This is a genomic window from Vibrio sp. SCSIO 43097 (assembly GCF_023650755.1).
Classification (GTDB): Bacteria; Pseudomonadota; Gammaproteobacteria; order Enterobacterales; family Vibrionaceae; genus Vibrio; species Vibrio alginolyticus.
Genome location: NZ_CP071840.1, coordinates 1,066,597 through 1,088,985, shown reverse-complemented (window position 1 = coordinate 1,088,985; position 22,389 = coordinate 1,066,597). Strand labels below are relative to the sequence as shown.

The 22,389-nt window shown below is 44.2% G+C and carries 20 protein-coding genes and 1 tRNA gene; 14 read left to right on the top strand and 7 right to left on the bottom strand.

Annotation, left to right across the window (positions count from 1 at the left end):
* Window positions 1–93: 93 nt before the first annotated feature.
* Window positions 94–990, top strand: a complete 897-nt coding sequence (locus tag J4N40_RS05170) for a YvcK family protein (protein ID WP_005388931.1) — start codon at window positions 94–96, stop codon at window positions 988–990.
* A 138-nt stretch (window positions 991–1,128) separates the two neighbouring features.
* Here the strand turns inward: J4N40_RS05170 and luxU are convergent, their stop codons facing one another.
* From luxU to uvrB, 3 genes are all read right to left on the bottom strand, one after another.
* A complete protein-coding gene (gene luxU / locus J4N40_RS05165; RefSeq protein ID WP_054576229.1) occupies window positions 1,129–1,473 on the bottom strand; it encodes a quorum-sensing phosphorelay protein LuxU in 345 nt (114 codons plus the stop codon).
* On the bottom strand, window positions 1,470–2,876 hold the full coding sequence (gene luxO, locus J4N40_RS05160) for a quorum-sensing sigma-54 dependent transcriptional regulator LuxO (RefSeq protein WP_005380768.1): 1,407 nt from the start codon (window positions 2,874–2,876) through the stop codon (window positions 1,470–1,472). The genes luxU and luxO overlap by 4 nt, the downstream gene beginning before the upstream one ends.
* Before the next feature lie 291 nt (window positions 2,877–3,167).
* Window positions 3,168–5,198 carry an excinuclease ABC subunit UvrB gene (gene uvrB / locus J4N40_RS05155; RefSeq protein WP_017636056.1) on the bottom strand — a complete coding sequence of 677 codons (2,031 nt, stop codon included), beginning with the start codon at window positions 5,196–5,198 and terminating at the stop codon, window positions 3,168–3,170.
* Window positions 5,199–5,757: 559 nt separating this feature from the next.
* Here uvrB and J4N40_RS05150 point away from each other — a divergent pair.
* The 11 genes from J4N40_RS05150 to J4N40_RS05100 all read left to right on the top strand — a co-directional run bounded on the left by J4N40_RS05150 (window position 5,758) and on the right by J4N40_RS05100 (window position 16,729).
* Window positions 5,758–5,833, top strand: a tRNA-Asn gene (locus tag J4N40_RS05150).
* A gap of 351 nt (window positions 5,834–6,184) precedes the next feature.
* Entirely contained in the window at window positions 6,185–8,482 is a 2,298-nt protein-coding gene (gene pflB / locus J4N40_RS05145; protein ID WP_065274718.1) for a formate C-acetyltransferase, read from the top strand.
* Between the two features lie 305 nt (window positions 8,483–8,787).
* Window positions 8,788–9,366: an electron transport complex subunit RsxA gene (gene rsxA, locus J4N40_RS05140; protein WP_005380762.1), complete on the top strand. Its 579-nt coding sequence runs from the start codon at window positions 8,788–8,790 to the stop codon at window positions 9,364–9,366.
* A 3-nt stretch (window positions 9,367–9,369) separates the two neighbouring features.
* On the top strand, window positions 9,370–9,966 hold the full coding sequence (gene rsxB / locus J4N40_RS05135) for an electron transport complex subunit RsxB (protein WP_005380760.1): 597 nt from the start codon (window positions 9,370–9,372) through the stop codon (window positions 9,964–9,966).
* A gap of 8 nt (window positions 9,967–9,974) precedes the next feature.
* Window positions 9,975–12,611: an electron transport complex subunit RsxC gene (gene rsxC, locus J4N40_RS05130; protein WP_250654400.1), complete on the top strand. Its 2,637-nt coding sequence runs from the start codon at window positions 9,975–9,977 to the stop codon at window positions 12,609–12,611.
* Window positions 12,611–13,657, top strand: coding sequence for an electron transport complex subunit RsxD (gene rsxD / locus J4N40_RS05125; RefSeq protein ID WP_033907336.1), 1,047 nt, complete (start codon window positions 12,611–12,613; stop codon window positions 13,655–13,657). Before rsxC ends, rsxD begins: the two co-directional genes overlap by 1 nt.
* A 7-nt stretch (window positions 13,658–13,664) precedes the next feature.
* On the top strand, window positions 13,665–14,297 hold the full coding sequence (rsxG, locus tag J4N40_RS05120) for an electron transport complex subunit RsxG (protein WP_005380747.1): 633 nt from the start codon (window positions 13,665–13,667) through the stop codon (window positions 14,295–14,297).
* Window positions 14,297–14,989 carry an electron transport complex subunit E gene (locus J4N40_RS05115; RefSeq protein WP_005380745.1) on the top strand — a complete coding sequence of 231 codons (693 nt, stop codon included), beginning with the start codon at window positions 14,297–14,299 and terminating at the stop codon, window positions 14,987–14,989. The genes rsxG and J4N40_RS05115 overlap by 1 nt, the downstream gene beginning before the upstream one ends.
* A 64-nt stretch (window positions 14,990–15,053) precedes the next feature.
* Window positions 15,054–15,695: an endonuclease III gene (gene nth / locus J4N40_RS05110; protein ID WP_005380743.1), complete on the top strand. Its 642-nt coding sequence runs from the start codon at window positions 15,054–15,056 to the stop codon at window positions 15,693–15,695.
* Between the two features lie 32 nt (window positions 15,696–15,727).
* A complete protein-coding gene (gloA, locus tag J4N40_RS05105) occupies window positions 15,728–16,144 on the top strand; it encodes a lactoylglutathione lyase (RefSeq protein ID WP_017635317.1) in 417 nt (138 codons plus the stop codon).
* Window positions 16,145–16,294: 150 nt separating this feature from the next.
* On the top strand, window positions 16,295–16,729 hold the full coding sequence (locus J4N40_RS05100) for a DUF2753 domain-containing protein (protein ID WP_005384886.1): 435 nt from the start codon (window positions 16,295–16,297) through the stop codon (window positions 16,727–16,729).
* 120 nt (window positions 16,730–16,849) lie between these two features.
* Here J4N40_RS05100 and motY read toward each other — a convergent pair whose 3' ends face one another.
* Entirely contained in the window at window positions 16,850–17,731 is an 882-nt protein-coding gene (gene motY / locus J4N40_RS05095; protein ID WP_250654399.1) for a flagellar protein MotY, read from the bottom strand.
* Between the two features lie 341 nt (window positions 17,732–18,072).
* Here motY and rnt point away from each other — a divergent pair, with 341 nt between their 5' ends.
* Window positions 18,073–18,717, top strand: a complete 645-nt coding sequence (rnt, locus tag J4N40_RS05090; protein ID WP_005384888.1) for a ribonuclease T — start codon at window positions 18,073–18,075, stop codon at window positions 18,715–18,717.
* Window positions 18,718–18,745: 28 nt separating this feature from the next.
* Complete coding sequence (locus J4N40_RS05085; protein WP_025767202.1) at window positions 18,746–20,071, top strand: Na+/H+ antiporter family protein; 1,326 nt, start codon at window positions 18,746–18,748, stop codon at window positions 20,069–20,071.
* A gap of 78 nt (window positions 20,072–20,149) precedes the next feature.
* Here J4N40_RS05085 and J4N40_RS05080 read toward each other — a convergent pair whose 3' ends face one another.
* The 3 genes from J4N40_RS05080 to J4N40_RS05070 form a co-directional block, all read right to left on the bottom strand.
* On the bottom strand, window positions 20,150–20,779 hold the full coding sequence (locus tag J4N40_RS05080) for a DsbA family protein (protein WP_053304219.1): 630 nt from the start codon (window positions 20,777–20,779) through the stop codon (window positions 20,150–20,152).
* Window positions 20,780–20,915: 136 nt separating this feature from the next.
* A complete protein-coding gene (locus tag J4N40_RS05075) occupies window positions 20,916–21,491 on the bottom strand; it encodes a hypothetical protein (protein WP_065274720.1) in 576 nt (191 codons plus the stop codon).
* 193 nt (window positions 21,492–21,684) lie between these two features.
* A complete protein-coding gene (locus tag J4N40_RS05070) occupies window positions 21,685–22,260 on the bottom strand; it encodes a hypothetical protein (RefSeq protein ID WP_053349607.1) in 576 nt (191 codons plus the stop codon).
* Window positions 22,261–22,389: the final 129 nt, after the last annotated feature.

The following is a 22,389-nucleotide window of genomic DNA, read 5'->3' as shown; positions in this document are numbered from 1 at the left end:
TCTAGAGACACAATTTACCGCTAAGTGAGTACCTTTAAGACACTCCTTAAGATAAATTGTAGCCGTTTTTTATTAGATTATTAGAAGAACATAATGAATATCTACACAGATAAAAAAGTGGTCGCTGTTGGCGGTGGTCATGGCTTAGGTCGAATGCTGGCCGCATTACGAGATTTTGGCAGCAATGCAACTGGGATTGTTGCCACGACTGACAATGGTGGTTCAACAGGAAGAATTCGTCACTGCCAAGGAGGAATCGCTTGGGGAGACACACGTAACTGTATTAATCAGCTCATTACAGAGCCTTCGATCAGTTCTATGATGTTTGAATATCGCTTCAAAGGCACTGGCGAACTTGATGGTCATAATCTTGGTAATTTGATGCTTACTGCACTCGATAACTTATCGGTCAGACCTTTAGATGCCATTAATCTGATTCGCAATATGTTAAAAGTCGACGTTAACATCCTTCCTATGTCCGAACACCCTTCGGATCTTTCCGCGTTATCCGTAGATGGGAAGTGGGTTACGGGAGAAACAAATGTCGACGAAATGAAAGCAGACTTGCGACGTTTGGATCTTTCACCAGAAGTGCCTGCTACCAAAGAAGCCATCACAGCTTTGGCGGAAGCGGACGCGATTATTCTTGGCCCTGGCAGTTTTTTAACTAGTATCATGCCTCCTTTATTGCTGCCTGAACTCGGCAAAGCGATTGCAGCAAACACAAAAGCAAAAGTCATTTTTGTTGCTAACCTGAGTCCAGAATACGGCCCAGCGGGACGAATGACGATGGCTCAAAAATTAGAATGGTGTGAACGTGCCTGTCAAGGAAGAAAAATAGACGTGGTTCTAGCAGAGAAAACCGAGCAAGACGTCTTAAGTCAATGGAATGTAGTGACGGAGTCACTCGCCTCCTCTAACCGAGACTGGCGTCACGATAGAAACAAGCTCAAACTAGCGATTGAAAATCAGCTACAACTTTCTATTTAAGAGCACGTTACCTGGCTAGCGCCCTCTTTTAAGGTGTTTATTGATAATGAAAACCCTTCTGTCATCGAAGGGTTTTAGTTCAGGCATCCAGTAAGAACAGATGTTTACTAAGAAAAAATGGTTAATAGGAATAAATAGTTACTGTCGCCAAGAGCGATAAGCATCTCGAGTTTCGTGCAAAAGATCGAACATAACCTCTAACTCCTCAGACTCCGCAGTCAACTCACCGGCTTTCGCTTTTTTGTCTATGGACATCGCCAGTTCACAAAGGCGATCTGCCCCAAAGCTCGCAGCACTACTTTTCAACGCGTGGCTGATTTCTTTTGAGTAAGCTAATCGCTCTGCCCCCTGCAGTTGGGATAAGTTCTCGATATAGGTATCCATTTCTCCTAGGAAGATATCGAACAGTACAGGTACGTTGTCACTGCCAATTTCCATCGACAGTTCATCTATTTTTTGCTGATTTAATACATTTACACTCATACTTTTTGCCGCTCTTCCTTGCCGTTCCATGCCTGTAACTTGCGGTAAATCGTCGACGGACTGACATCAAGGTATCCCGCCGCTCGAGGAATATTGCCATCACATGCTTCAATCGCTTGCTCGATTGCCATTTTTTCCGTCATCCATAATGGCATAATCTCAGATGCGGTCATCGCTTTCGGCTCAATTAATTTAGCCACAGACGACGGACGGTCAAGCGGTTGATTCAACGGTGGCGGTAACATGTCCAACGTAATCTCTTTACCGTTGTTTAGAACAACGATATTGCGTAGCACGTTTTGTAACTGACGAACGTTACCCGGCCACTCATAGCTGTTGAATCGCTCGATGACATCAGGCGCAAAACGTATGAAGCTTTTTCCTTCTTCGTGTGACATGTAACCTAGCAGTGAGTATGCAATTTCAATAACATCTTCGCCTCGTTCGCGTAAAGGCGGTAAATGCAAAGGAATGACATACAAACGATAGTACAAATCTTCACGGAATCGACCTTCTTGTACCTCTTTCCAGGGATCACGGTTAGTGGCACAAACAAAGCGCACATCCACGCTCTTCATTTTTGAGGAACCCACTTTTTGGAATGTGCCCGTTTGAATAAATCGTAGCAACTTGGTTTGTAAATCCAAGTCCATCTCACAAAGCTCATCTAGAAAAAGTGTGCCGCCATCCGCTAACTCAGCTGCCCCTTGACGATCATTCGCAGCGCCAGTAAAGGCCCCTTTTACGTGACCAAACAGTTCACTCTCAATCAAATCTTTTGGAATTGCAGCACAGTTAATTGCAATAAAAGGTTTGTCACCACGTTTACTTGCTGCGTGAATAGCCTCGGCACATACCTCTTTACCAGTACCACTTTCACCTGTGATAAAAATACTCGCTTTACTGCTCGCCGCTGAATCTATCGTACGGTAAACCTGCTGCATGGTTTGGCTACTGCCGATAAACCCCTGATAGCTCTGATTGCCTGGATTATCGGCTTCATTTTTTAGCTTGGTCGCTTTACGAATGGCATTGTTAACCGTGACACGTAAACGGTCTGCTTCACACGGTTTAATTAGAAAGTCTTGTGAGCCATGACGCATGGCCTCGACAGCGGTATCGATAGAACCGTGAGCGGTCATAAAAATTATAGGTACGTCGGGATGACTCTTTTTAACGGCATGTAAAACGTCCATCCCCGTCATATCTGGCAGACGGAGATCGAGTAAAATAAGATCTGGAATTCGATGATTTAGGCTCTCAATGGCATCCCTACCTGTGCCGACAATATTGATATCTATGCCAAGCGGTGTCAGGTATGAGCGGTACAGAGCCGCAACAGATGCGGTGTCCTCGACCATTAAAAGGTAACGAGACTTTGGGCCTTCGGGTTTTTGTTGCATAACCTAGCTATTATTTTGTTGTGTTTTAAACAATAATCGCATTACGCTTTGCATTTTGCAAATAACATTAGCTAAATTATGGGCAAAGGAAAAAATTCAAAAATAATATCAATTATTTAAAAAGTGGCACAAACCATGCTGTAACGATAGTGACCCCTCGGGTCACCTAGCCAACTGACGTTGTTAGTGAACGATATGTTCACAAAACAAGCCAATAGACCCGACTGCCTATTGGCTTCTTTTTTTTACAAGCGACCTAAAATGCTTGGATAGTTAAATCGGTAAGTTTGTTCAACTATTTGCGATGAACTGCGCTCGTAGTTTTTCAATCTCGTCACGCTTTTGTGCCGCTAACTCAAACTCTAAATCTTGCGCATGCTGATACATCGCTGCCTCCAGTCGACTGATTTCTTTTTCTAGCTGCTGAGGGGACAGTGCCTCGTAAGTTTGCGAAGGCTCCGCCACTTTCGATAATGGTACCTGTTTAGTGTTACGCTGGCGTTTAGACTTAGTGATATCGCCAAGTTCCATGATGTCTTTGATATTTCGTTTGAGCGCTTGTGGCGAAATACCCATTTCTTCGTTGTACGCTTCCTGCTTCTCGCGACGACGGTTAGTTTCATCCATCGCCTTTTTCATTGAGTTGGTGATTCGGTCAGCGTATAAAATCGCCTTACCTTCGATGTTTCGTGCAGCACGACCAATGGTCTGAATGAGTGAGCGTTCAGACCGCAAGAAGCCCTCTTTATCCGCATCCAAAATTGCAACTAACGAGACCTCTGGCATATCCAGGCCCTCTCTCAATAAGTTTATTCCCACCAGCACGTCAAATTCCCCAAGACGAAGGTCACGGATAATTTCCACACGCTCAACAGTATCAATGTCTGAGTGTAAATAACGTACCTTAACATCATGTTCGTGAAGGTATTCGGTGAGATCTTCAGCCATTCGTTTGGTCAGTGTTGTAACCAGAACTCGTTCATCTTTAGCTGCGCGAATACGGATCTCAGACAATAGGTCGTCGACTTGGGTCGCTACTGGGCGAACTTCCAACTCAGGGTCAAGCAAGCCTGTAGGACGAACGACTTGATCCGCTACATCACCCGCCGATTTTTCTAGTTCGTAATTTCCAGGAGTAGCAGAGACGAAAATCGTTTGTGGCGCTAGTGCTTCAAACTCCTCAAACTTCAGTGGACGATTATCCAAAGCTGAAGGTAACCGGAAACCAAACTCCACCAGCGTTTCTTTACGCGAACGGTCGCCTTTATACATGGCACCTATCTGCGGTACTGTCACGTGAGATTCATCGATGATCAACAAGCCATCATGAGGTAAGTAGTCAAACAGGGTTGGTGGCGGCTCACCTTCCGAGCGTCCACTGAGATAACGAGAATAGTTTTCGATACCGGAGCAAAAGCCCAACTCATTCATCATTTCGATATCGAATTGAGTGCGCTGGCTAATTCGCTGCTCTTCCAGTAGCTTGTTGTTATCTAGAAGCTGCTTTTTGCGCACTTCTAGTTCGACTTTAATATTTTCAATCGCTTCAAGAATGCGATCTCTTGGCGTGACATAGTGCGTCTTGGGATAGATGGTATAGCGCGGCAAGTCTCGTTGTTTCACCACGCCTGTCAATGGATCGAACACACTGATGCAATCCACCTCATCGTCAAACATCTCAACGCGCACAGCGTCTTGGTCTGATTCAGCAGGGAATATATCAATCACCTCGCCACGGACACGGAACTGCCCTCGCTCAAAAGCAACATCATTGCGCGAGTATTGGAGCTCCGCTAGGCGACGAAGCATATCACGCTGATCAATCACATCACCGCGACGTAGGTGCAGCATCATTTGTAGATACGATTCAGGATCACCCAAGCCATAGATAGCCGATACCGATGCAACAATAATGGCATCTTTACGTTCTAGTAGTGCTTTTGTAGCAGACAAACGCATTTGTTCTATATGCGCGTTAACTGAAGCGTCTTTCTCTATAAAGGTATCCGTGGTCGGAACGTACGCTTCAGGTTGGTAGTAATCGTAGTAAGAAACAAAATACTCAACCGCATTATTAGGAAAGAATGACTTCATCTCACCATATAACTGAGCAGCAAGCGTTTTGTTTGGCGCAAGTAATATTGCAGGTCGTTGGGCTTGAGCAATCACATTCGCTAGTGTGAAGGTTTTACCTGAGCCTGTGACCCCCAACAAGGTTTGATGTGCTAGCCCAGCATCGAGCCCCTCAAGCAACTGATTGATCGCTCCTGGTTGATCGCCCGACGGCTGATAATCGGAGACCAATTCATAGACTTTACTCATACCCTTCCTCAATTTTACTGCGCTAAGGCTGTATATATATACACCTTAGCTAATGAAATCTACGTCTATCGAGAATTTACCCATCATTGTTAATAAATTTTCTTGTTTGTCTAGAATGCTATAGCCATACAAAAGTGACTCTGATATAGTACTTCGCCCTAGTTGAAGAGCTACACACATTCTTCACATTATAGTTTCCACAACTTTTCCCCAAAAATTAGCTTAAAACTTTCTTATCCCCAAAAGATTGATTTTTATCCACTTTGAATACCTTTTGATTAACATCGATAAATCTCTGTTTTATTTGCTTATTTTACGCATAACTCTGACTAAAAATTCATTAAATAAAAACTTAGTTGCATATCAATTTTCTTTACCCAGATCTCATCAACATACTTATCCACAAATTTAGTGGATAACTAACCTCGAGCCTTTACTGGCAAGCCATACAGAAAAGTAAAGCCCTTAACTCAATATTTTTTGCTAAAAATGTATTTTTTTACTGTTGACAGTAGTTTGAGTGCTCGGTAAGATTCGTCCCGCTTTCAAGCAAAGCAATTCCTCCTTAGCTCAGTTGGTAGAGCGACGGACTGTTAATCCGCAGGTCGCTGGTTCGAGCCCAGCAGGAGGAGCCAGATTATAGAAAAGCCGTGTCGCAAGACACGGCTTTTTTTGTATCTTAATCGCCATGAAATCTAAGCCAATCTAGGCGTCATAAAATCACACCGAAATAAGTTCAAATTACAGAACTCATAACATTGTCATAGATAGTGTTCTCACAGCACCACACATTTAATTCTGTCTCTTTTCTAGCAAAACACAATCATAACTAGTTGAATCTATTATTAATGCAATTTAATCATTGAAAAAATGAAAAGCATTCATTTTACTCATAACAAATAAATCCATACGATTAAAAGGGTTAAGAATGGTTCCGTCCTACTCGTCGCCTCCATTCTAATTATCAATAACTTAGGGATTTACTTATGACTATTCCGACAACTGACATGCTAGATGCATGGGCTGGATTTACTGCTGGTGAATGGCAAAACTCTGTCAACACTCGTGACTTCATCCAAAAAAACTATACACCCTATGAGGGAGACGAGTCTTTCTTAGCCGAGGTTAGCAAATCCACTTCAGCATTATGGAACCAAGTGCTTGAAGGCATAAAACAAGAAAGCCGCACACACGCCCCTATTGATTTTGACACAGACTTGCCCTCAACAATCACTTCCCACGATGCAGGCTACATCAACAAAGATCTGGAAAAGATCGTTGGCTTACAAACTGATCAACCGCTAAAACGTGCAATCATCGCCAATGGCGGGATTCGCATGGTAAAAAACTCGTGCGAAGTTTATGGCCGCGAATTGGATCCAACGGTTGAAAAAATCTTCACTGAATACCGTAAAACTCACAACAAAGCGTGTTTCGACCTTTACACCAAAGAAATTCTAGCCTGTCGTAAATCCGGCATCATCACGGGCCTTCCTGATGCTTATGGCCGTGGTCGTATCATTGGTGACTATCGCCGTCTCGCCCTATACGGTATCGACTTCTTAAAAGCAGACAAAAAAGAACAATACAATTCAACACAAACGTTCTTAGAACAAGGCAACGATCTTGAGAAAACACTTCGTCTTCGCGAAGAAATAGCCGATCAAGTTCAAGCACTTGAAGACATTCGTCAAATGGGTCTGAAATACGGCATTGATATGTCGCTACCTGCAAAAACAGCACAAGAAGCGATCCAATTTACCTACTTTGGCTACCTAGCGGCGGTTAAATCGCAAAACGGCGCAGCAATGTCACTGGGCCGTACTTCGACTTTCCTAGACGTCTATCTAGAGCGCGATATCGCAAACGATTTGATTGATGAATCACAAGCGCAAGAAATGATTGACCACTTCATCATGAAGCTACGCATGGTTCGCTTCCTACGCACACCAGAATACGATTCATTGTTTTCTGGCGACCCAATCTGGGCAACCGAAGCCATGGCAGGTATGGGTGTTGATGGCCGTACACTAGTATCTAAAACGACATTCCGATACTTACATACGCTACATACTATGGGCCCTGCTCCTGAACCAAATATGACGATTCTTTGGTCAGAGCAATTGCCTGAAGCGTTCAAACAATATGCTGCAAAAGTGTCGATTGATACCTCTTCGGTTCAATACGAAAACGACGATCTAATGCGTCCTGATTTCGACAATGACGACTACGCGATTGCCTGTTGTGTGAGCCCGCAGGTTGTTGGTCAGCACATGCAATTCTTTGGTGCACGTGCCAACCTTGCAAAAGCACTGCTTTACACCATCAATGGTGGTATCGATGAAAAATCGAAAGCGCAAGTGGGTCCGGTAGTGGACAAAGTTCAAGATGAAATTCTCGACTTTGACGCTTTGATGCCTCGTTTCGACAATATGTTGGAGTGGCTAGCAACGCAATACGTCACAGCGTTGAACATCATCCATTATTCGCATGACCGTTACAGCTACGAAGCATCACTGATGGCATTGATGGATCGCGACGTGCACCGCACGATGGCGTGTGGTATTGCAGGTCTGTCTGTTGTTGCAGACTCTTTAGCAGCAATTAAATACGCAACCGTGAAACCCGTTCGTGATGAAGATGGCATCGCCGTTGATTTTAAAATCGAAGGTGATTATCCAAAATTTGGTAACAACGATGCCCGTGTTGATGACATCGCTTGTGATCTAGTTGAGCGCTTCATGAAGAAAATTCAGAAGATGCACACCTACCGCGAAGCAGTGCCAACTCAATCGATTTTAACAATCACATCTAACGTGGTTTACGGTAAAAAAACGGGTAATACACCAGATGGCCGTCGCGCAGGTATGCCTTTTGGACCGGGTGCAAACCCAATGCACGGTCGTGATGAAAAAGGGGCGGTTGCGTCTCTGGCATCGGTTTCTAAATTACCGTTCGCTTACGCTAAAGATGGTATTTCTTACACTTTCTCAATTGTGCCTAACGCATTGGGTAAAGATGACTTGAGTCAGAAGAAGAACCTAGCTGCGCTAATGGATGGTTACTTCCATCACGAAGCAAGCAACGAGGGCATTGCGATTGAAGGTGGTCAACACCTTAACGTCAACGTTCTAGACCGAGAGATGTTATTGGATGCGGTTGAACATCCAGAGAAATACCCTCAGTTGACGATTCGAGTGTCTGGTTATGCGGTACGTTTTAACTCTCTAACGACAGAGCAACAGCAAGACGTCATCACTCGTACCTTCACGAGTAAGATATAAACACAGTCCATCAAGCACTCAGAAAGTTTAAATAATTAGCTTGTAAATATACATTGCCCGCCTCTCTTTTCTACCTGGGAGAGGCGGGCTTTTTTTAAAATCACACATTAGATGAAAATTAATAGGTAGTATCCTCTCGCTAACAATACATTCAGCAAACGATTCAATTTCTTATTGATTCATCAAAATAGATCAAATAGACGACTATTTTTCCATCGTGTATGTAAAACCACATCGTTCACTGGTTGTTATTGGTGTCACAAAACACGATAATATCAAGATCGGATTTTAAGAACGTAATAACTATGACCGAATATGTTTTGTTGTTGGTCGGCACTGTGCTGGTGAACAACTTTGTACTGGTGAAGTTTTTGGGCCTATGTCCTTTCATGGGTGTGTCCAAAAAACTGGAAACAGCAATAGGTATGGGCTTAGCGACAACTTTTGTGCTAACACTCGCGTCAGTGTGTGCGTATTTAGTGGAAAGCTACATCCTTCGTCCACTAGGTATTGAGTACCTTCGAACCATGAGTTTTATTTTGGTGATAGCCGTTGTGGTGCAGTTCACCGAAATGGTTGTGCACAAAACCAGCCCGACGCTTTATCGCTTGCTTGGCATTTTCTTACCGCTGATCACAACAAACTGCGCAGTATTGGGCGTGGCACTTCTTAACATTAATGAAAACCATAACTTTATTGAATCGATCATCTACGGCTTCGGCGCCGCTGTTGGTTTCTCATTGGTGTTGATACTTTTTGCATCCATGCGAGAACGCATAGCCGCCGCCGACGTTCCTGTACCTTTTAAAGGTGCATCAATAGCAATGATTACAGCAGGTTTAATGTCACTCGCCTTTATGGGCTTTACAGGTTTGGTGAAGTAAGCGATGAGTACGATTTTAATTGCGATTATCGCGTTAGCGGTTCTGGCTGCGATTTTCGGCGCGATACTTGGTTTTGCTTCTATTCGCTTTAAAGTAGAAGCGGACCCTATTGTGGATCAAATCGACGCCATTTTACCGCAAACTCAATGCGGTCAATGTGGCTACCCTGGTTGCCGCCCTTATGCTGAAGCAATTGCAAATGGCGACCACATCAACAAATGTCCACCTGGTGGTCAGGCAACAATCGAAAAGCTCGCCGACTTAATGGGTGTTGAGCCAGAAGAATCTGCGCACGATCTCGACAGCAAAATTCCAACCGTTGCGTTTATTCATGAAGACATGTGTATTGGCTGCACTAAGTGTATTCAGGCGTGTCCGGTGGATGCAATTGTAGGCGGAACAAAGGCGGTCCATACCGTAATCAAAGACGAATGTACGGGCTGTGACTTGTGTGTTGCCCCATGTCCGACTGATTGTATTGAAATGATTCCTGTGGCAACGACCACAGAAAGCTGGAAGTGGCAACTTCACTCCATTCCGGTACTTAACATTACGGATGCTGCCGACAATGCAGCGAACGTGAAAGATTCAATTAAGTAAGGTTTCACATGTTGTCTTTGATTGAACAAATTCGTACAGGCGCGCTTTGGGATTTCCCAGGTGGTGTGCATCCGGCAGAAAATAAAAAGCAGTCCAACAAAACTGAACTCGCTCATGCGGCTATCCCGTCAGAAATTGTATTGCCGCTAAAACAGCACATTGGTAAAGCGGGTAACCTACTGGTTGCCGAAGGTGACTACGTATTAAAAGGTCAGCCATTAACGCAATCGGAGACCGGCTTTACGGTTCCAGTGCATGCTCCAACATCAGGTACGCTCACCGCGATTGAGCCACGAACTGTCGCGCACCCTTCTGGGTTAAGTGAGTTGTGCGCAGTCATCACGCCTGATGGGAAAGATGCATGGTGTGAAAGAAACCCCGTCGCAGATTACCAACAAGAAACCCCTGACGCACTGATTGATATTATTCGTCTCGCTGGTATTTCTGGTATGGGTGGCGCAGGCTTCCCTACTGCAAAAAAAATCCAATCAGGTTTTGCTCGTACCGAGATTCTTATCGTTAATGCAGCAGAGTGCGAGCCATACATCACGTCTGATGACAAGCTCATGCAAGAACATGCCGAAGAGCTTATTCAAGGTATCGAAATTGTCGAACATATCCTGACACCAAAGCTCACGATTATTGGCATTGAAGACAACAAGCCAGAAGCAATCAAAGCGCTAGAAGCTGCGGCTATAAACAAAGATATCGTTATTCGCGTTATCCCAACTAAATACCCTTCTGGCGGTGAAAAACAGCTGATCAAAATTTTAACCAATAAAGAAGTACCAAGTGGCGCGATTCCAGCCGATATTGGTATTTTGGTTCAGAATGTTGGTTCTCTTTACGCTATAAAACGCGCAGTCATCGACGGTGAGCCGATGATAAAGCGCATCGTGACTCTCACTGGTAAAACCTTCAAACAACCACGCAACGTTTGGGCATTGTTAGGGACACCAGTACAAGCACTGTTGGATGAGTTTGGCTATAAAGCAGATAAGAAGTTACAGCGTTTAATTATGGGTGGGCCAATGATGGGCTTTACCCTTCCTCACTCCCAAGTGCCGATTACCAAGACAGCAAACTGTATCCTTGCTCCGACTCGTCGTGAGATCTCTCCGCACCAGTATGAGATGGAATGTATTCGCTGTAGCCAATGTGCCGAAGCGTGCCCTGCTTCGCTGCTGCCTCAACAACTGCAATGGCATGCGAAAGCTGAAGAATATGACAAACTCGATGAATTAAACTTAAAGGATTGTATCGAGTGCGGCGCTTGTGCGTTTGTATGTCCAAGTGAAATTCCGCTCGTACAGTACTACCGCCAAGCGAAAGCAGAAATTAGAACTAGAACACAAGAAGCGGAAGCTGCAGAGCGAGCAAAAGTGCGTTTTGAAGAGAAAAAAGCGCGTATGGAACGCGAAAAAGCAGAACGTGAAAATCGCTTCAAGAAAGCTGCCGATCAGCGCCGTAAAGAGATGAAGTCTTCTGGCGGCGATGATGCGATAGCAGCAGCAATCGCACGAGTGAAAGCTCAAAAGACAGAAACCACAGAAAAAGCAGAGCCAGCAGTAAAACCCGCCGTAGCGGCAGCCATTGCCAAAGCGAAGGCGAAACAAGCTGCAGCAGCTAAAGCAGGCTCTAGTGAACCTGATAACTCAGAAATGGCAAAACTGCGCGAAGAACGCAAACGTCTTGCTCGCGAACGTAAAGCGCAAAAAGAACAAGGCGAAACGCCAGACAATAACGCTGATGATAAAAAATCGGCAGTTGCGGCCGCCATCGCCCGAGCTAAAGCGAAAAAAGCACAACAAGAAGATTCAACTGAATCTGTAGAATCGGAAACGTCTGCACAGCAAGACAGCGATCCGAAGAAAGCCGCGGTTGCTGCTGCCATTGCACGTGCCAAAGCACGTAAAGCGAAGCAAGCAGACTCAACTGAAGCGGAAGAAGCTGAAGCACCTACTGAGCAAACCGACGATCCGAAAAAAGCCGCCGTGGCTGCTGCGATTGCACGTGCCAAAGCGCGAAAAGCGAAGCAAGCAGACTCAACTGAAGTGGAAGAAGCTGACGCACCTGCCGAGCAAACCGAAGATCCGAAAAAAGCCGCCGTGGCTGCTGCGATTGCACGTGCCAAAGCACGTAAAGCGAAGCAAGCAGACTCAACTGAAGCGGAAGAAGCTGAAGCACCTACTGAGCAAACCGACGATCCGAAAAAAGCCGCCGTGGCTGCTGCGATTGCACGTGCCAAAGCGCGAAAAGCGAAGCAAGCAGACTCAACTGAAGCGGAAGAAGCTGACGCACCTGCCGAGCAAACCGACGATCCGAAAAAAGCCGCAGTTGCCGCTGCCATTGCACGTGCCAAAGCGCGCAAAGCGAAGCAAGCAGACTCAGCTGAAGCGGAAGAAGCTGAAGCACCTGCCGAGCAAACCGAAGATCCGAAAAAAGCCGCCGTGGCAGCTGCCATTGCACGTGCCAAAGCACGTAAAGCGAAGCAAGAAACGCAAACTGAGCCTGTTGAAGACGCAACTTCTGAAGAACCAGAAGTGGATCCGAAGAAAGCCGCGGTTGCCGCAGCAATTGCGCGCGCGAAGGCACGCAAAGCGCAACAAGAAGCTAATAAAAATAATACTGAGGAGAACGAGTAGTGTCGTTTTTTATTGCCAGTTCACCGCATACCCACAGTCGTCGTAATACGCCAGACTTAATGAAATGGGTGGCACTTTGCGCACTTCCAGGTTTAGTAGCTCAAACCTACTTCTTTGGCTGGGGTACGCTGATTCAGCTGATTTTTGCCATTGCAGTCGCTGTATCCCTTGAAGCCTTAGTCATGATCTGTCGTAAACGCTCACCAATGAGAGCGCTACGTGATAACAGTGCAATAGTTACCGCTTGGTTGTTAGCCGTTGCTATACCACCATGGTCTCCGTGGTGGATTATGGTGATCGGGCTTATTTTTGCGATAGTAATCGCTAAACACCTCTATGGTGGCCTTGGACAAAACTTATTCAACCCTGCAATGGTCGCTTATGTGGTCTTGTTGATCTCTTTCCCAGTACAAATGACGAGTTGGAGTGCACCGACATCACTCATACCTGATCATGTAAATTTTGCAGATACACTCTCTTTAATTTTTACGGGCTATGATTACGACGGCTTATCACTTCAGCAAGTTCGCTCAGGTGTTGACGGTGTGACAATGGCGACACCACTTGATGCATTTAAGACTGGCATTCTTACAGGTGCCACTCCAAGCGAAGTAATGTCGCAGCCGATATTTGATGGCTTAGGTGGTATTGGTTGGCAATGGGTAAACCTTGCTTACCTTCTTGGCGGCATAGTCATGATCAAAAAGCGTATCATCCAATGGTATATTCCAGCAGGTTTCCTTGCGAGTCTGACTCTGTTTAGCCTAGTGTTCACGTTGCTGACGCCAGGGGAAACTGCGTCGCCAATTTTACACTTGTTATCTGGTGCAACCATGCTTGGCGCATTCTTTATTGCAACCGATCCCGTTTCGGCGTCTACCACCGTCAAAGGACGTTTAATCTTCGGTGCGCTTATTGGTGCTTTGGTTTTTATCATTCGCAGTTGGGGCGGTTTCCCAGATGGTGTTGCATTTGCAGTGTTGCTTGCAAATATGTGTGTGCCACTGATCGATTACTACACCAAACCTAGAACTTACGGTCACTGAGGTAAACATGTTAACCGCTATTAGAAAAAATGGTCTGACACTCGCGATATTTGCATGTGCAACAACCGGATTAGTCGCCCTTACTCAGTACCTAACAAAAGACCAAATCAAGGTACAAGAGCAAAAACAATTACTTTCTGTTTTGAATCAAGTCATTCCAGAAAACATGCATGACAACGCACTCACGCAAGCTTGTACAATGGTCACGTCTCCAGATCTGGGGACATTACGTGCGATGCCAGCCTACCTCGCCACGAAGAATGGTGAACCAACAGCAATCGCAATAGAATCTATCGCGCCAGATGGCTACAATGGTGAGATAAAAGTGATTACTGGGATTGATAATCAGGGCAATATTTTGGGGACACGCGTCCTAAACCACCAAGAAACCCCTGGTCTGGGCGATAAAATCGATCTTCGTGTCACCGACTGGATCCTGAGCTTTACAGGAAAACAAGTCACGGAAAACAATTGGAATTCGTGGAAAGTTCGTAAAGATGGCGGCGATTTCGATCAATTTACTGGTGCAACGATCACGCCAAGAGCCGTCGTAAAAGTGGTGCGAAATACCGTTAACTACGTAAACCAATCTCGTGAAGACATTCTTAGCCAGCCGTTAGGCTGTGAAGGAGAGCAGTAATGAATGAGAATAAATTACTGATGAAAAACGGTATGTGGAGTAATAACCCCGCTCTCGTGCAACTGCTGGGCTTATGTCCACTGCTAGCGGTTTCTTCCACGATAACCAATGCATTAGGTCTTGGTATTGCAACCTTACTCGTGCTAGTTGGATCCAACGTAACAGTTTCTCTTATCCGTAACTATGTGCCAAAAGAGATCCGTATACCTGTATTCGTTATGATCATTGCCTCACTCGTTACCTGCGTTCAGTTGTTAATGAATGCCTATGCGTACGGTTTGTACCTGTCTCTAGGTATCTTTATTCCTCTGATTGTAACGAACTGCATTATTATTGGCCGAGCAGAAGCTTACGCGTCAAAAAATGATGTTGCACCCGCTGCGCTAGATGGTTTGTGGATGGGCCTTGGTATGACGAGCGTCTTGGTTGTTTTAGGTGCCATGCGCGAATTAATTGGTAATGGCACACTATTCGACGGAGCAGACCTTCTCCTAGGAGACTGGGCTTCAGCTCTACGGATTCAAGTTTTCCAATTTGACAATAGCTTCCTGTTAGCGCTTCTCCCACCTGGTGCATTTATCGGTGTTGGGCTGTTGATAGCGCTCAAAAATGTCATAGATAATTCAATTCAGGCACGTCAACCAAAAGAAGAAAAACCAACCATAGAACGTGCTCGCGTCACTAACGCATAACAAGATAAGGCTCTGTCATAGGAGCCTTTTTCATAAACCGCAGAGACGGTATTGGAAGTCAGCAATGAACAAAATAAAAAGAATCGAAATTCTTGAGCGATTACGAGAAAACAATCCGAATCCTCAAACTGAGCTTAACTGGAGCTCCCCTTTTGAGCTGCTAATCGCTGTATTACTATCAGCTCAAGCAACCGATGTAAGCGTCAATAAAGCCACCGACAAGCTTTTCCCTGTAGCGAATACACCTCAAAGCATTCTTGATTTGGGAGTCGATGGCTTAAAAGAATACATAAAGACCATCGGTTTGTTTAACTCAAAGGCAGAAAACACAATCAAGACTTGTAAGATCTTGTTGGAAAAACACAATGGTGAAGTTCCTGAAGATCGTGCAGCGTTAGAAGCGCTACCAGGCGTAGGTCGCAAGACCGCAAACGTCGTGCTCAACACCGCTTTTGGTTGGCCAACTATTGCCGTCGATACGCACATTTATCGCGTGTCGAATCGCACTAAATTTGCGATGGGAAAAACGGTTGATGATGTCGAGCAGAAGCTATTAAAAGTTGTGCCAAAAGAGTTCAAACTCGATGTGCACCACTGGCTCATTCTTCATGGTCGTTATACGTGCGTAGCAAGAAAGCCTCGCTGCGGTAGCTGCATTATCGAAGATTTGTGCGAATATAAAGAGAAAGTATACCCAGATAGCTAACGCTATTTGTAAATCAAAGCTAGGAGCAAAAAATGTCAAACGGTCGAATTCTCCACACTATGCTTCGCGTAGGTGATCTAGACAAATCCATCAAGTTTTACACTGAAGTTATGGGCATGCAGCTGCTTCGTACTAACGAAAATAAAGAGTACGAATACACGCTAGCGTTTCTTGGTTATGGTGACGAATCCCAAGGTGCAGTGATCGAACTGACTTACAACTGGGGTAAAACTGAGTATGACTTAGGTACCGCTTTTGGTCATATCGCCATTGGTGTTGATGATATCTACACAACTTGCGACGCTATCAAAGCGGCGGGCGGTAATGTGACGCGTGAGCCAGGTCCAGTAAAAGGCGGAAGCACGCACATTGCATTCGTAAAAGACCCAGATGGTTATATGATTGAGCTTATTCAAAACAAGCAAGCTTCATCAGGTCTTGAAGGCTAAGCGGCACTTCTAATAATCACTTGTACTGCAAGTTGAACTCCGATTACAGGCAGGTCTGCGATCTGCCTGTCCTTTTATAAACAAAACCCTTTACTTGATAATAGTTATCGTTTAGATTTATCCGCAACTTCGATATGCGGGATTACGATAATGATCAGTGAATGGGAAAAACACACACTTCTAGCCGATACGGCACTTCAACTAGATGACCCTGTTCGCAGCATTCTTCATTACCAGCAAGCCCTAAGCCTGAGTGAAGATATCAGCGAATGTGTGGAAATTGAGGCGGACGAGCGATTATTAATTTCTGTGATTTCTTGTCATAACTTAGCTCAGTTCTGGCGTTGGGCTGGAGATACTGACTATGAACTCAAATACCTTCAACTGGCCTCTGAGAAGGTCTTAACACTTATCCCACAATGCCCAAATAAAGAGTGTGCAAGCTTTATCGACTCGATAGGATGCTGTACTAAGGCGTTGATAGACTTTATGAAGCGTCACCCTAATCCAGCTATTGCCAAACAGGTTGAAAAAATAGATACCGCAACCAATTGCGAAGTCATTGCCAAATTCCGCTTAAACTAACATTCAAATTATACAGCAGGAATCACCGAAAGGTGCTTGGCAAAATACCACTAAAATATTATGAACAACGTCAATAAATCAAAAACGCCGAAGCTTTCAGCTTCGGCGTTTTTATATGCATCACACTTGGGTTCGCCCTAGAGATATCACGACTCGGCGGTTTTTGTCTTTTCCTATTGGCGAACCGTTATCTGCAATAGGACGACGCTTGCCGTACCCTTGCACTTGAATTCGATCTTCCGGTAGCCCTAGAGACTGAAAATAATCACGAAGTGACTCTGCACGTCGCTCTGATAAACTTTGACTCGCACTTTTACCATCGGTTGAATCTGTGTACGTCGCCACCAGCACGAGATCGATATCTTGATTATGTCGGATATAATCTGCAATTTGTGATAAACGCTTTTTAGAAGCCTTGGTTAACTGATCACCTTGTCTTTCGTAGTGCAAAATCGTAAAAGCAATGTCCTCGAAACTGTATTTCAATAATTTGGAAATACAGTCGCTAAACGCGTTGTACTTGTTTTGAAATAGTACTGATGACAATGCGACTTCAATTCTCTGATCTCGGCTCTGCCAATCTTGGTAACTAAAAGTCGGATAACGGCCTTTTTCCAGCTCAGACAAAATGCCCCATGCTGTTTGCCCTCCGACATAACCATCAAACTGTTTAAAAAACTTTAGGTTTGTAATTCGATCGGCGTGTTCACCTGGCCGCCAAGGTGGCGGCATAGAAATGAGACTGACGTTACGTGTTTCTCCCATCGGACGACGCATTTTTAACTCAAAGTCTAAATTGATTTTTTTATTCGCACGAGATGAAAATACCGCATCTCCAAAGCTTGGAATGGGGTGTACAAGCTGACATTCTAATGGTGTATTGACCACCATTTCCCATTGAGATTGCTGTGGAGTTGCAGCATAACGTTTGCCCATCAAAGCGAAGCTGCTTGTGCTAAACAACGAAAATACAACACCACTGGTAATCAGCCATTTCTTCATCTAATACTGTCTCTTAAACGGCAGTCTGTTGCCGTCAATTTGCATCAATAAAATTACTTCAACCGGCATGCAAAAATCTCGCCAATATAGGGTTATCTGTCACACTGCCATTAATGTGAGCCACCGTGTTCCAATCACCTTAACCGCCACTTAGCGTTTTACTTCCTCATGTTGTATCGGTTTACATGATGCAAAGTATGGCGAATAAACGTCTACATAATATGCAATACAAACTTATTGATTGGATGCAAAATAGAATTCCGGTTTTCTCTTAAATTGCGGTTTTTCTCATCGGTATAATCTGCAATAATGCAGCCTTCGTCACACAAAAATAAGCCAACATGACACTAGAAAATGAAGCTCTAACCTTGAAAAAACGCTTTCGTGGTTATTTCCCTGTGGTAGTAGACGTTGAGACCGCTGGTTTCAATGCTCAAACTGATGCACTTTTAGAAATCTGTGCCGTTACGTTGAAAATGGACGAACATGGCGTGTTGCATCCGGCCTCCACCATTCATTTTCATGTGGAGCCATTTGAAGGCGCTAACTTAGAAAAAGAAGCGCTTGAATTCAATGGTATTCGTGACCCTTTCAGCCCTCTTCGTGGTGCTGTTTCTGAGCAAGAGGCGCTAAAGGAAATTTATAAGCTTATTCGCAAAGAACAAAAAGCCGCAGATTGCTCACGTGCAATTATGGTTGCTCATAACGCAGCATTCGACTTGGGTTTTGTAAATGCAGCAAATGAACGCTGTAAACTAAAAAGAGTCCCTTTTCATCCCTTTGCTACTTTTGATACGGCTACATTAAGTGGCCTTGCTTATGGCCAAACAGTTCTCGCTAAAGCATGCAAAACAGCCGGGATGGAATTTGATAACCGTGAAGCACACTCTGCGCTTTACGATACACAAAAAACAGCAGAATTATTCTGCGGTATTGTCAACAAATGGAAGGCCCTCGGCGGTTGGCCGCTTGTCGACGAAGAATAATAAGTAAACACAACATATTAGGAAAAGTATGAATCCTGTCGTTATATCAGTGTGCGTCATGCTCGTGTTAGCATTGATGCGCGTAAACGTGGTGGTTGCCCTCACGTTTAGTGCCATCGTAGGCGGCCTAGTCGCAGGCATGAGCCTTGGGGATACGGTTGCCGCATTTGAAAGTGGTCTAGGTGGCGGTGCAACTATCGCGCTAAGCTACGCCATGTTAGGTACTTTCGCTGTTGCCATCTCGAAATCAGGCATCACGGATCTACTGGCCAAAAGTGTTATCAAGCGCTTAAATGGTAAAGAAAACTCCGCTTCCACTACTGGCTTAAAGTACGCCGTGTTGGTGGCGTTAGTGCTTGTCACGATGTCATCTCAGAACGTAATTCCGGTCCATATCGCCTTTATTCCAATTTTGATTCCACCTCTTTTGGGCGTATTCGCGAAACTTAAGCTCGACCGACGTTTGGTCGCGTGTGTTCTTACCTTCGGTTTGATCACACCTTACATGATCTTACCTGTTGGTTTCGGCGGTATTTTCTTAAACAACATTCTATTAAAGAACCTACATGACAACGGTTTGGAAAACGTGGTTGCAGGCCAAGTCCCAACCGCCATGTTACTGCCAGGTGCAGGCATGCTGTTTGGTCTATTACTGGCTATCTTTGTTAGCTATCGTAAACCGCGTGTCTACAAAGAAACTGAGTTGACTGTCGTTGACGAAACCGATCATGTCATCAATAAAAAGCACATCTTAGTTGCGGCACTTGGTATTGTCGCTGCATTGGGTGTTCAGCTTTACACGGGTTCAATGATTATCGGTGCTCTAGCTGGCTTTATGGTGTTTACTTTCGGCGGCGTTATTGCATGGAAAGAGACGCACGACGTGTTCACTAAAGGTGTACACATGATGGCAATGATTGGCTTCATCATGATTGCAGCGGCAGGTTTTGCAGCAGTAATGAAGCAAACTGGCGGTGTTGAAACACTAGTACAATCGCTATCAACCAGCATCGGTGACAATAAGCCTTTAGCTGCACTACTGATGCTGATCGTTGGTCTGTTGGTAACAATGGGCATTGGTTCATCGTTCTCTACGATTCCAATCCTTGCAACTATCTATGTGCCTCTTGCGCTAGCATTCGGCTTCTCGCCGATGGCAACGATTGCACTGGTAGGTACTGCGGCTGCGTTAGGTGATGCAGGCTCTCCAGCTTCTGACTCTACATTAGGCCCTACATCTGGTCTAAATGCCGACGGTCAACATGAGCACATTTGGGAAACAGTCGTTCCAACCTTTATCCATTACAATATCCCTCTAATCATCTTTGGTTGGATTGCAGCAATGGTGCTTTAATACTATCGTTTGGATGGATATACATTTAGTTACGAAAAAGCCGCTCAATGAGCGGCTTTTTGTTATTCATAACTGTGGTTATTGCGCTGGCATATTGTCAATAATACGCTCACGAATCAGCTTCAAGGTTGGTTCTGTCGACAGGTAATCGATGGCAATCGGAAAATAAGCGTCGTTAATTTTAAGAACCAAGCTAGGGTAAGAGTTCACACCTAGGCTCTTTGCAAGGCTCAATTGATCTTCGAACACACCCTCTAAGAAAGAGCCATCCATGTCATTCTTGAATTGCTGAACATTCAAGCCAATTTCTCTCGCTAGTTGCAAGTGAGTAGCTTCTTCATGAGGAGGCATCGCACGTAAGTAATACGCATGCTGAATCGCTTCTAGCATCTGCTCATAAGAGTCTTGAAAGCCCGCTGCAATAACCGCACGACAAGATTGGTAAGTGCTTCTAACTGGCGTACAAAGCTTCCAGAAATCGTAGTTAAACTTAGTGCCTAACTGGCGCTCAATCTGCTTCCAAATACCTTCGAGTTTTTGTTGCATCTCGGGCGGCATCGGTAAATTAGTATCTGGCGCAAGACCACCAACCACATACTCAAATTGAATCACACCTGGCAGTTGCTGTTTTAGTTTATCCAGCGTTGGTTTGTAACCCCAACACCAACTGCACATTGGGTCATGCACGTAGTAAAGCTTTATATCCACTTTAATAATTAAACCTTTAAAATCATTTCAAAATCTCGGAGTAATTATACAGTCTCATAAGTTGAAAAACTGCTTTATCTTAATAATTCGCTCTAAAGCCAGTCTATACGAGGCGTGTTAAGTTTCATTGTAGATCTTAGGTTAGATAAACAAGTCTGTCAGCTGAGAACTCTAGCCCACCTAGCTCATTTTGTTCGCACAAACTCTTAAAATGTTCAGTACAATACAGAAAGCTCGCTCCTAGCATCTTTGACTTGAAAACAACCTTTTCTGCAACGTCGCTTTCATTAAATACTAACACCTCTACACCTGCTAAGCTGCCATATTCAATTTTTTGGACGCACTTATCTTCATCTTCTTGCCCAAACTCCAACGGTGTATACAGGTACCATTCCTCTCCTTTATAACGAATCGATAAGAACTCGCCTACTTTGCTCAATGGCTCTTTTAAAGATGCATAAGCTTTAGGGGAAAGCACTAAGAAAACCCGTAACCATAAACTGATATCAGGAAGTAATGAGTCTTTCTTGAGAACATCTTCAAACTCAATATCTACTTCACCCCATATACTTTTGAAAGAAAAGTTTTCTAATGGCTGCACAACGATTTTTTCTATTAAATCAATGTCACCTAACTGCCTAGCTACAGAACTAGGCGTAGTGCTCACGATTTTATATTCATTGTGACAGTCGAAAATTTTATAAACCGTCATTAATCTATCAACTCCTCATGTTTTACTACCAGGAGCCACCTATGGGTAAGTTACTTTTCAAATCATTCTTCATGAAGGAAACAGGCCTAAAAAAGCTGCGTTTTAGAGGAGAAAGCTAATTTTCTCGTCGACCATTACAGTGCTTCCAAACCCCAGTATCAGAGAAATAGTATTTTCATATTAATAAAAATCACTAATTAAATGGATCTGTCAAATTAGAAGAAAACATGATGCCATTGAGCTGATTTTGTTCACACAAAGCCTTAAACTTATCTGTACAGTACAAGGTGCCCGCTCCTTCTAGCCGAGACTTGAAAACCATTTTGTCTTTAACATCATCGTCAATAAAAACAAGGGTATCTAACCCATCTCGGCTCCCATATGCGATTTTTTCTACGCACTTTCTCTTGTTTTCTTGTCCAAAAGTCAGTGATGCATATAAATACCATTGCCCACCTTGGTAGTTAGCAGGTAAAAACTCTCCGTGTTCAGTTAGATAAGCATTCAATATTTCATATGCCCTCGGAGATAAAACAAGATATGTTCGCGCCCACAAACTAATATCAGGCAATAGAGAATTGTACTTAAATACATCTTGAAACTTTACCTCCACAGGCTTCCAAATATCTTGCAGAGATTGATTTTTAATTGCCTGTAACAAGATCCTCTCAAAATAGTCGAAGTCACCTAACTGGCTAGCGATTTCATCGGGACCAGAGCAGATCGTTTGAAATTCTCTTAAATTATCTATTATCTTGTAAACTGTCATAATCCTTCCAAAACTTGATTTTTAGCGTCCAATGCCGATTTATGATGGGGCTTACTCTTCGAGTGCATTTTGTACCGAAATAAGTTGGCCTCAAAATTCTGGGGGACTTAAATTGCCTTTAGTGTAATT

Bases quoted from the DNA above. Each gene is read 5' to 3' on its own strand.
- gloA (WP_017635317.1), top strand. From the start codon at position 15,728: ATGTCAAACGGTCGAATTCTCCACACTATGCTTCGCGTAGGTGATCTA.
- luxU (WP_054576229.1), bottom strand. From the start codon at position 1,473: ATGAGTGTAAATGTATTAAATCAGCAAAAAATAGATGAACTGTCGATG.
- motY (WP_250654399.1), bottom strand. From the start codon at position 17,731: ATGAAGAAATGGCTGATTACCAGTGGTGTTGTATTTTCGTTGTTTAGC.
- J4N40_RS05115 (WP_005380745.1), top strand. From the start codon at position 14,297: ATGAATGAGAATAAATTACTGATGAAAAACGGTATGTGGAGTAATAAC.
- J4N40_RS05075 (WP_065274720.1), bottom strand. From the start codon at position 21,491: ATGACGGTTTATAAAATTTTCGACTGTCACAATGAATATAAAATCGTG.
- pflB (WP_065274718.1), top strand. From the start codon at position 6,185: ATGACTATTCCGACAACTGACATGCTAGATGCATGGGCTGGATTTACT.
- uvrB (WP_017636056.1), bottom strand. From the start codon at position 5,198: ATGAGTAAAGTCTATGAATTGGTCTCCGATTATCAGCCGTCGGGCGAT.
- rsxG (WP_005380747.1), top strand. From the start codon at position 13,665: ATGTTAACCGCTATTAGAAAAAATGGTCTGACACTCGCGATATTTGCA.
- J4N40_RS05070 (WP_053349607.1), bottom strand. From the start codon at position 22,260: ATGACAGTTTACAAGATAATAGATAATTTAAGAGAATTTCAAACGATC.
- rsxB (WP_005380760.1), top strand. From the start codon at position 9,370: ATGAGTACGATTTTAATTGCGATTATCGCGTTAGCGGTTCTGGCTGCG.
- rsxC (WP_250654400.1), top strand. From the start codon at position 9,975: ATGTTGTCTTTGATTGAACAAATTCGTACAGGCGCGCTTTGGGATTTC.
- J4N40_RS05170 (WP_005388931.1), top strand. From the start codon at position 94: ATGAATATCTACACAGATAAAAAAGTGGTCGCTGTTGGCGGTGGTCAT.
- J4N40_RS05100 (WP_005384886.1), top strand. From the start codon at position 16,295: ATGATCAGTGAATGGGAAAAACACACACTTCTAGCCGATACGGCACTT.
- J4N40_RS05085 (WP_025767202.1), top strand. From the start codon at position 18,746: ATGAATCCTGTCGTTATATCAGTGTGCGTCATGCTCGTGTTAGCATTG.
- luxO (WP_005380768.1), bottom strand. From the start codon at position 2,876: ATGCAACAAAAACCCGAAGGCCCAAAGTCTCGTTACCTTTTAATGGTC.
- nth (WP_005380743.1), top strand. From the start codon at position 15,054: ATGAACAAAATAAAAAGAATCGAAATTCTTGAGCGATTACGAGAAAAC.
- rsxA (WP_005380762.1), top strand. From the start codon at position 8,788: ATGACCGAATATGTTTTGTTGTTGGTCGGCACTGTGCTGGTGAACAAC.
- rnt (WP_005384888.1), top strand. From the start codon at position 18,073: ATGACACTAGAAAATGAAGCTCTAACCTTGAAAAAACGCTTTCGTGGT.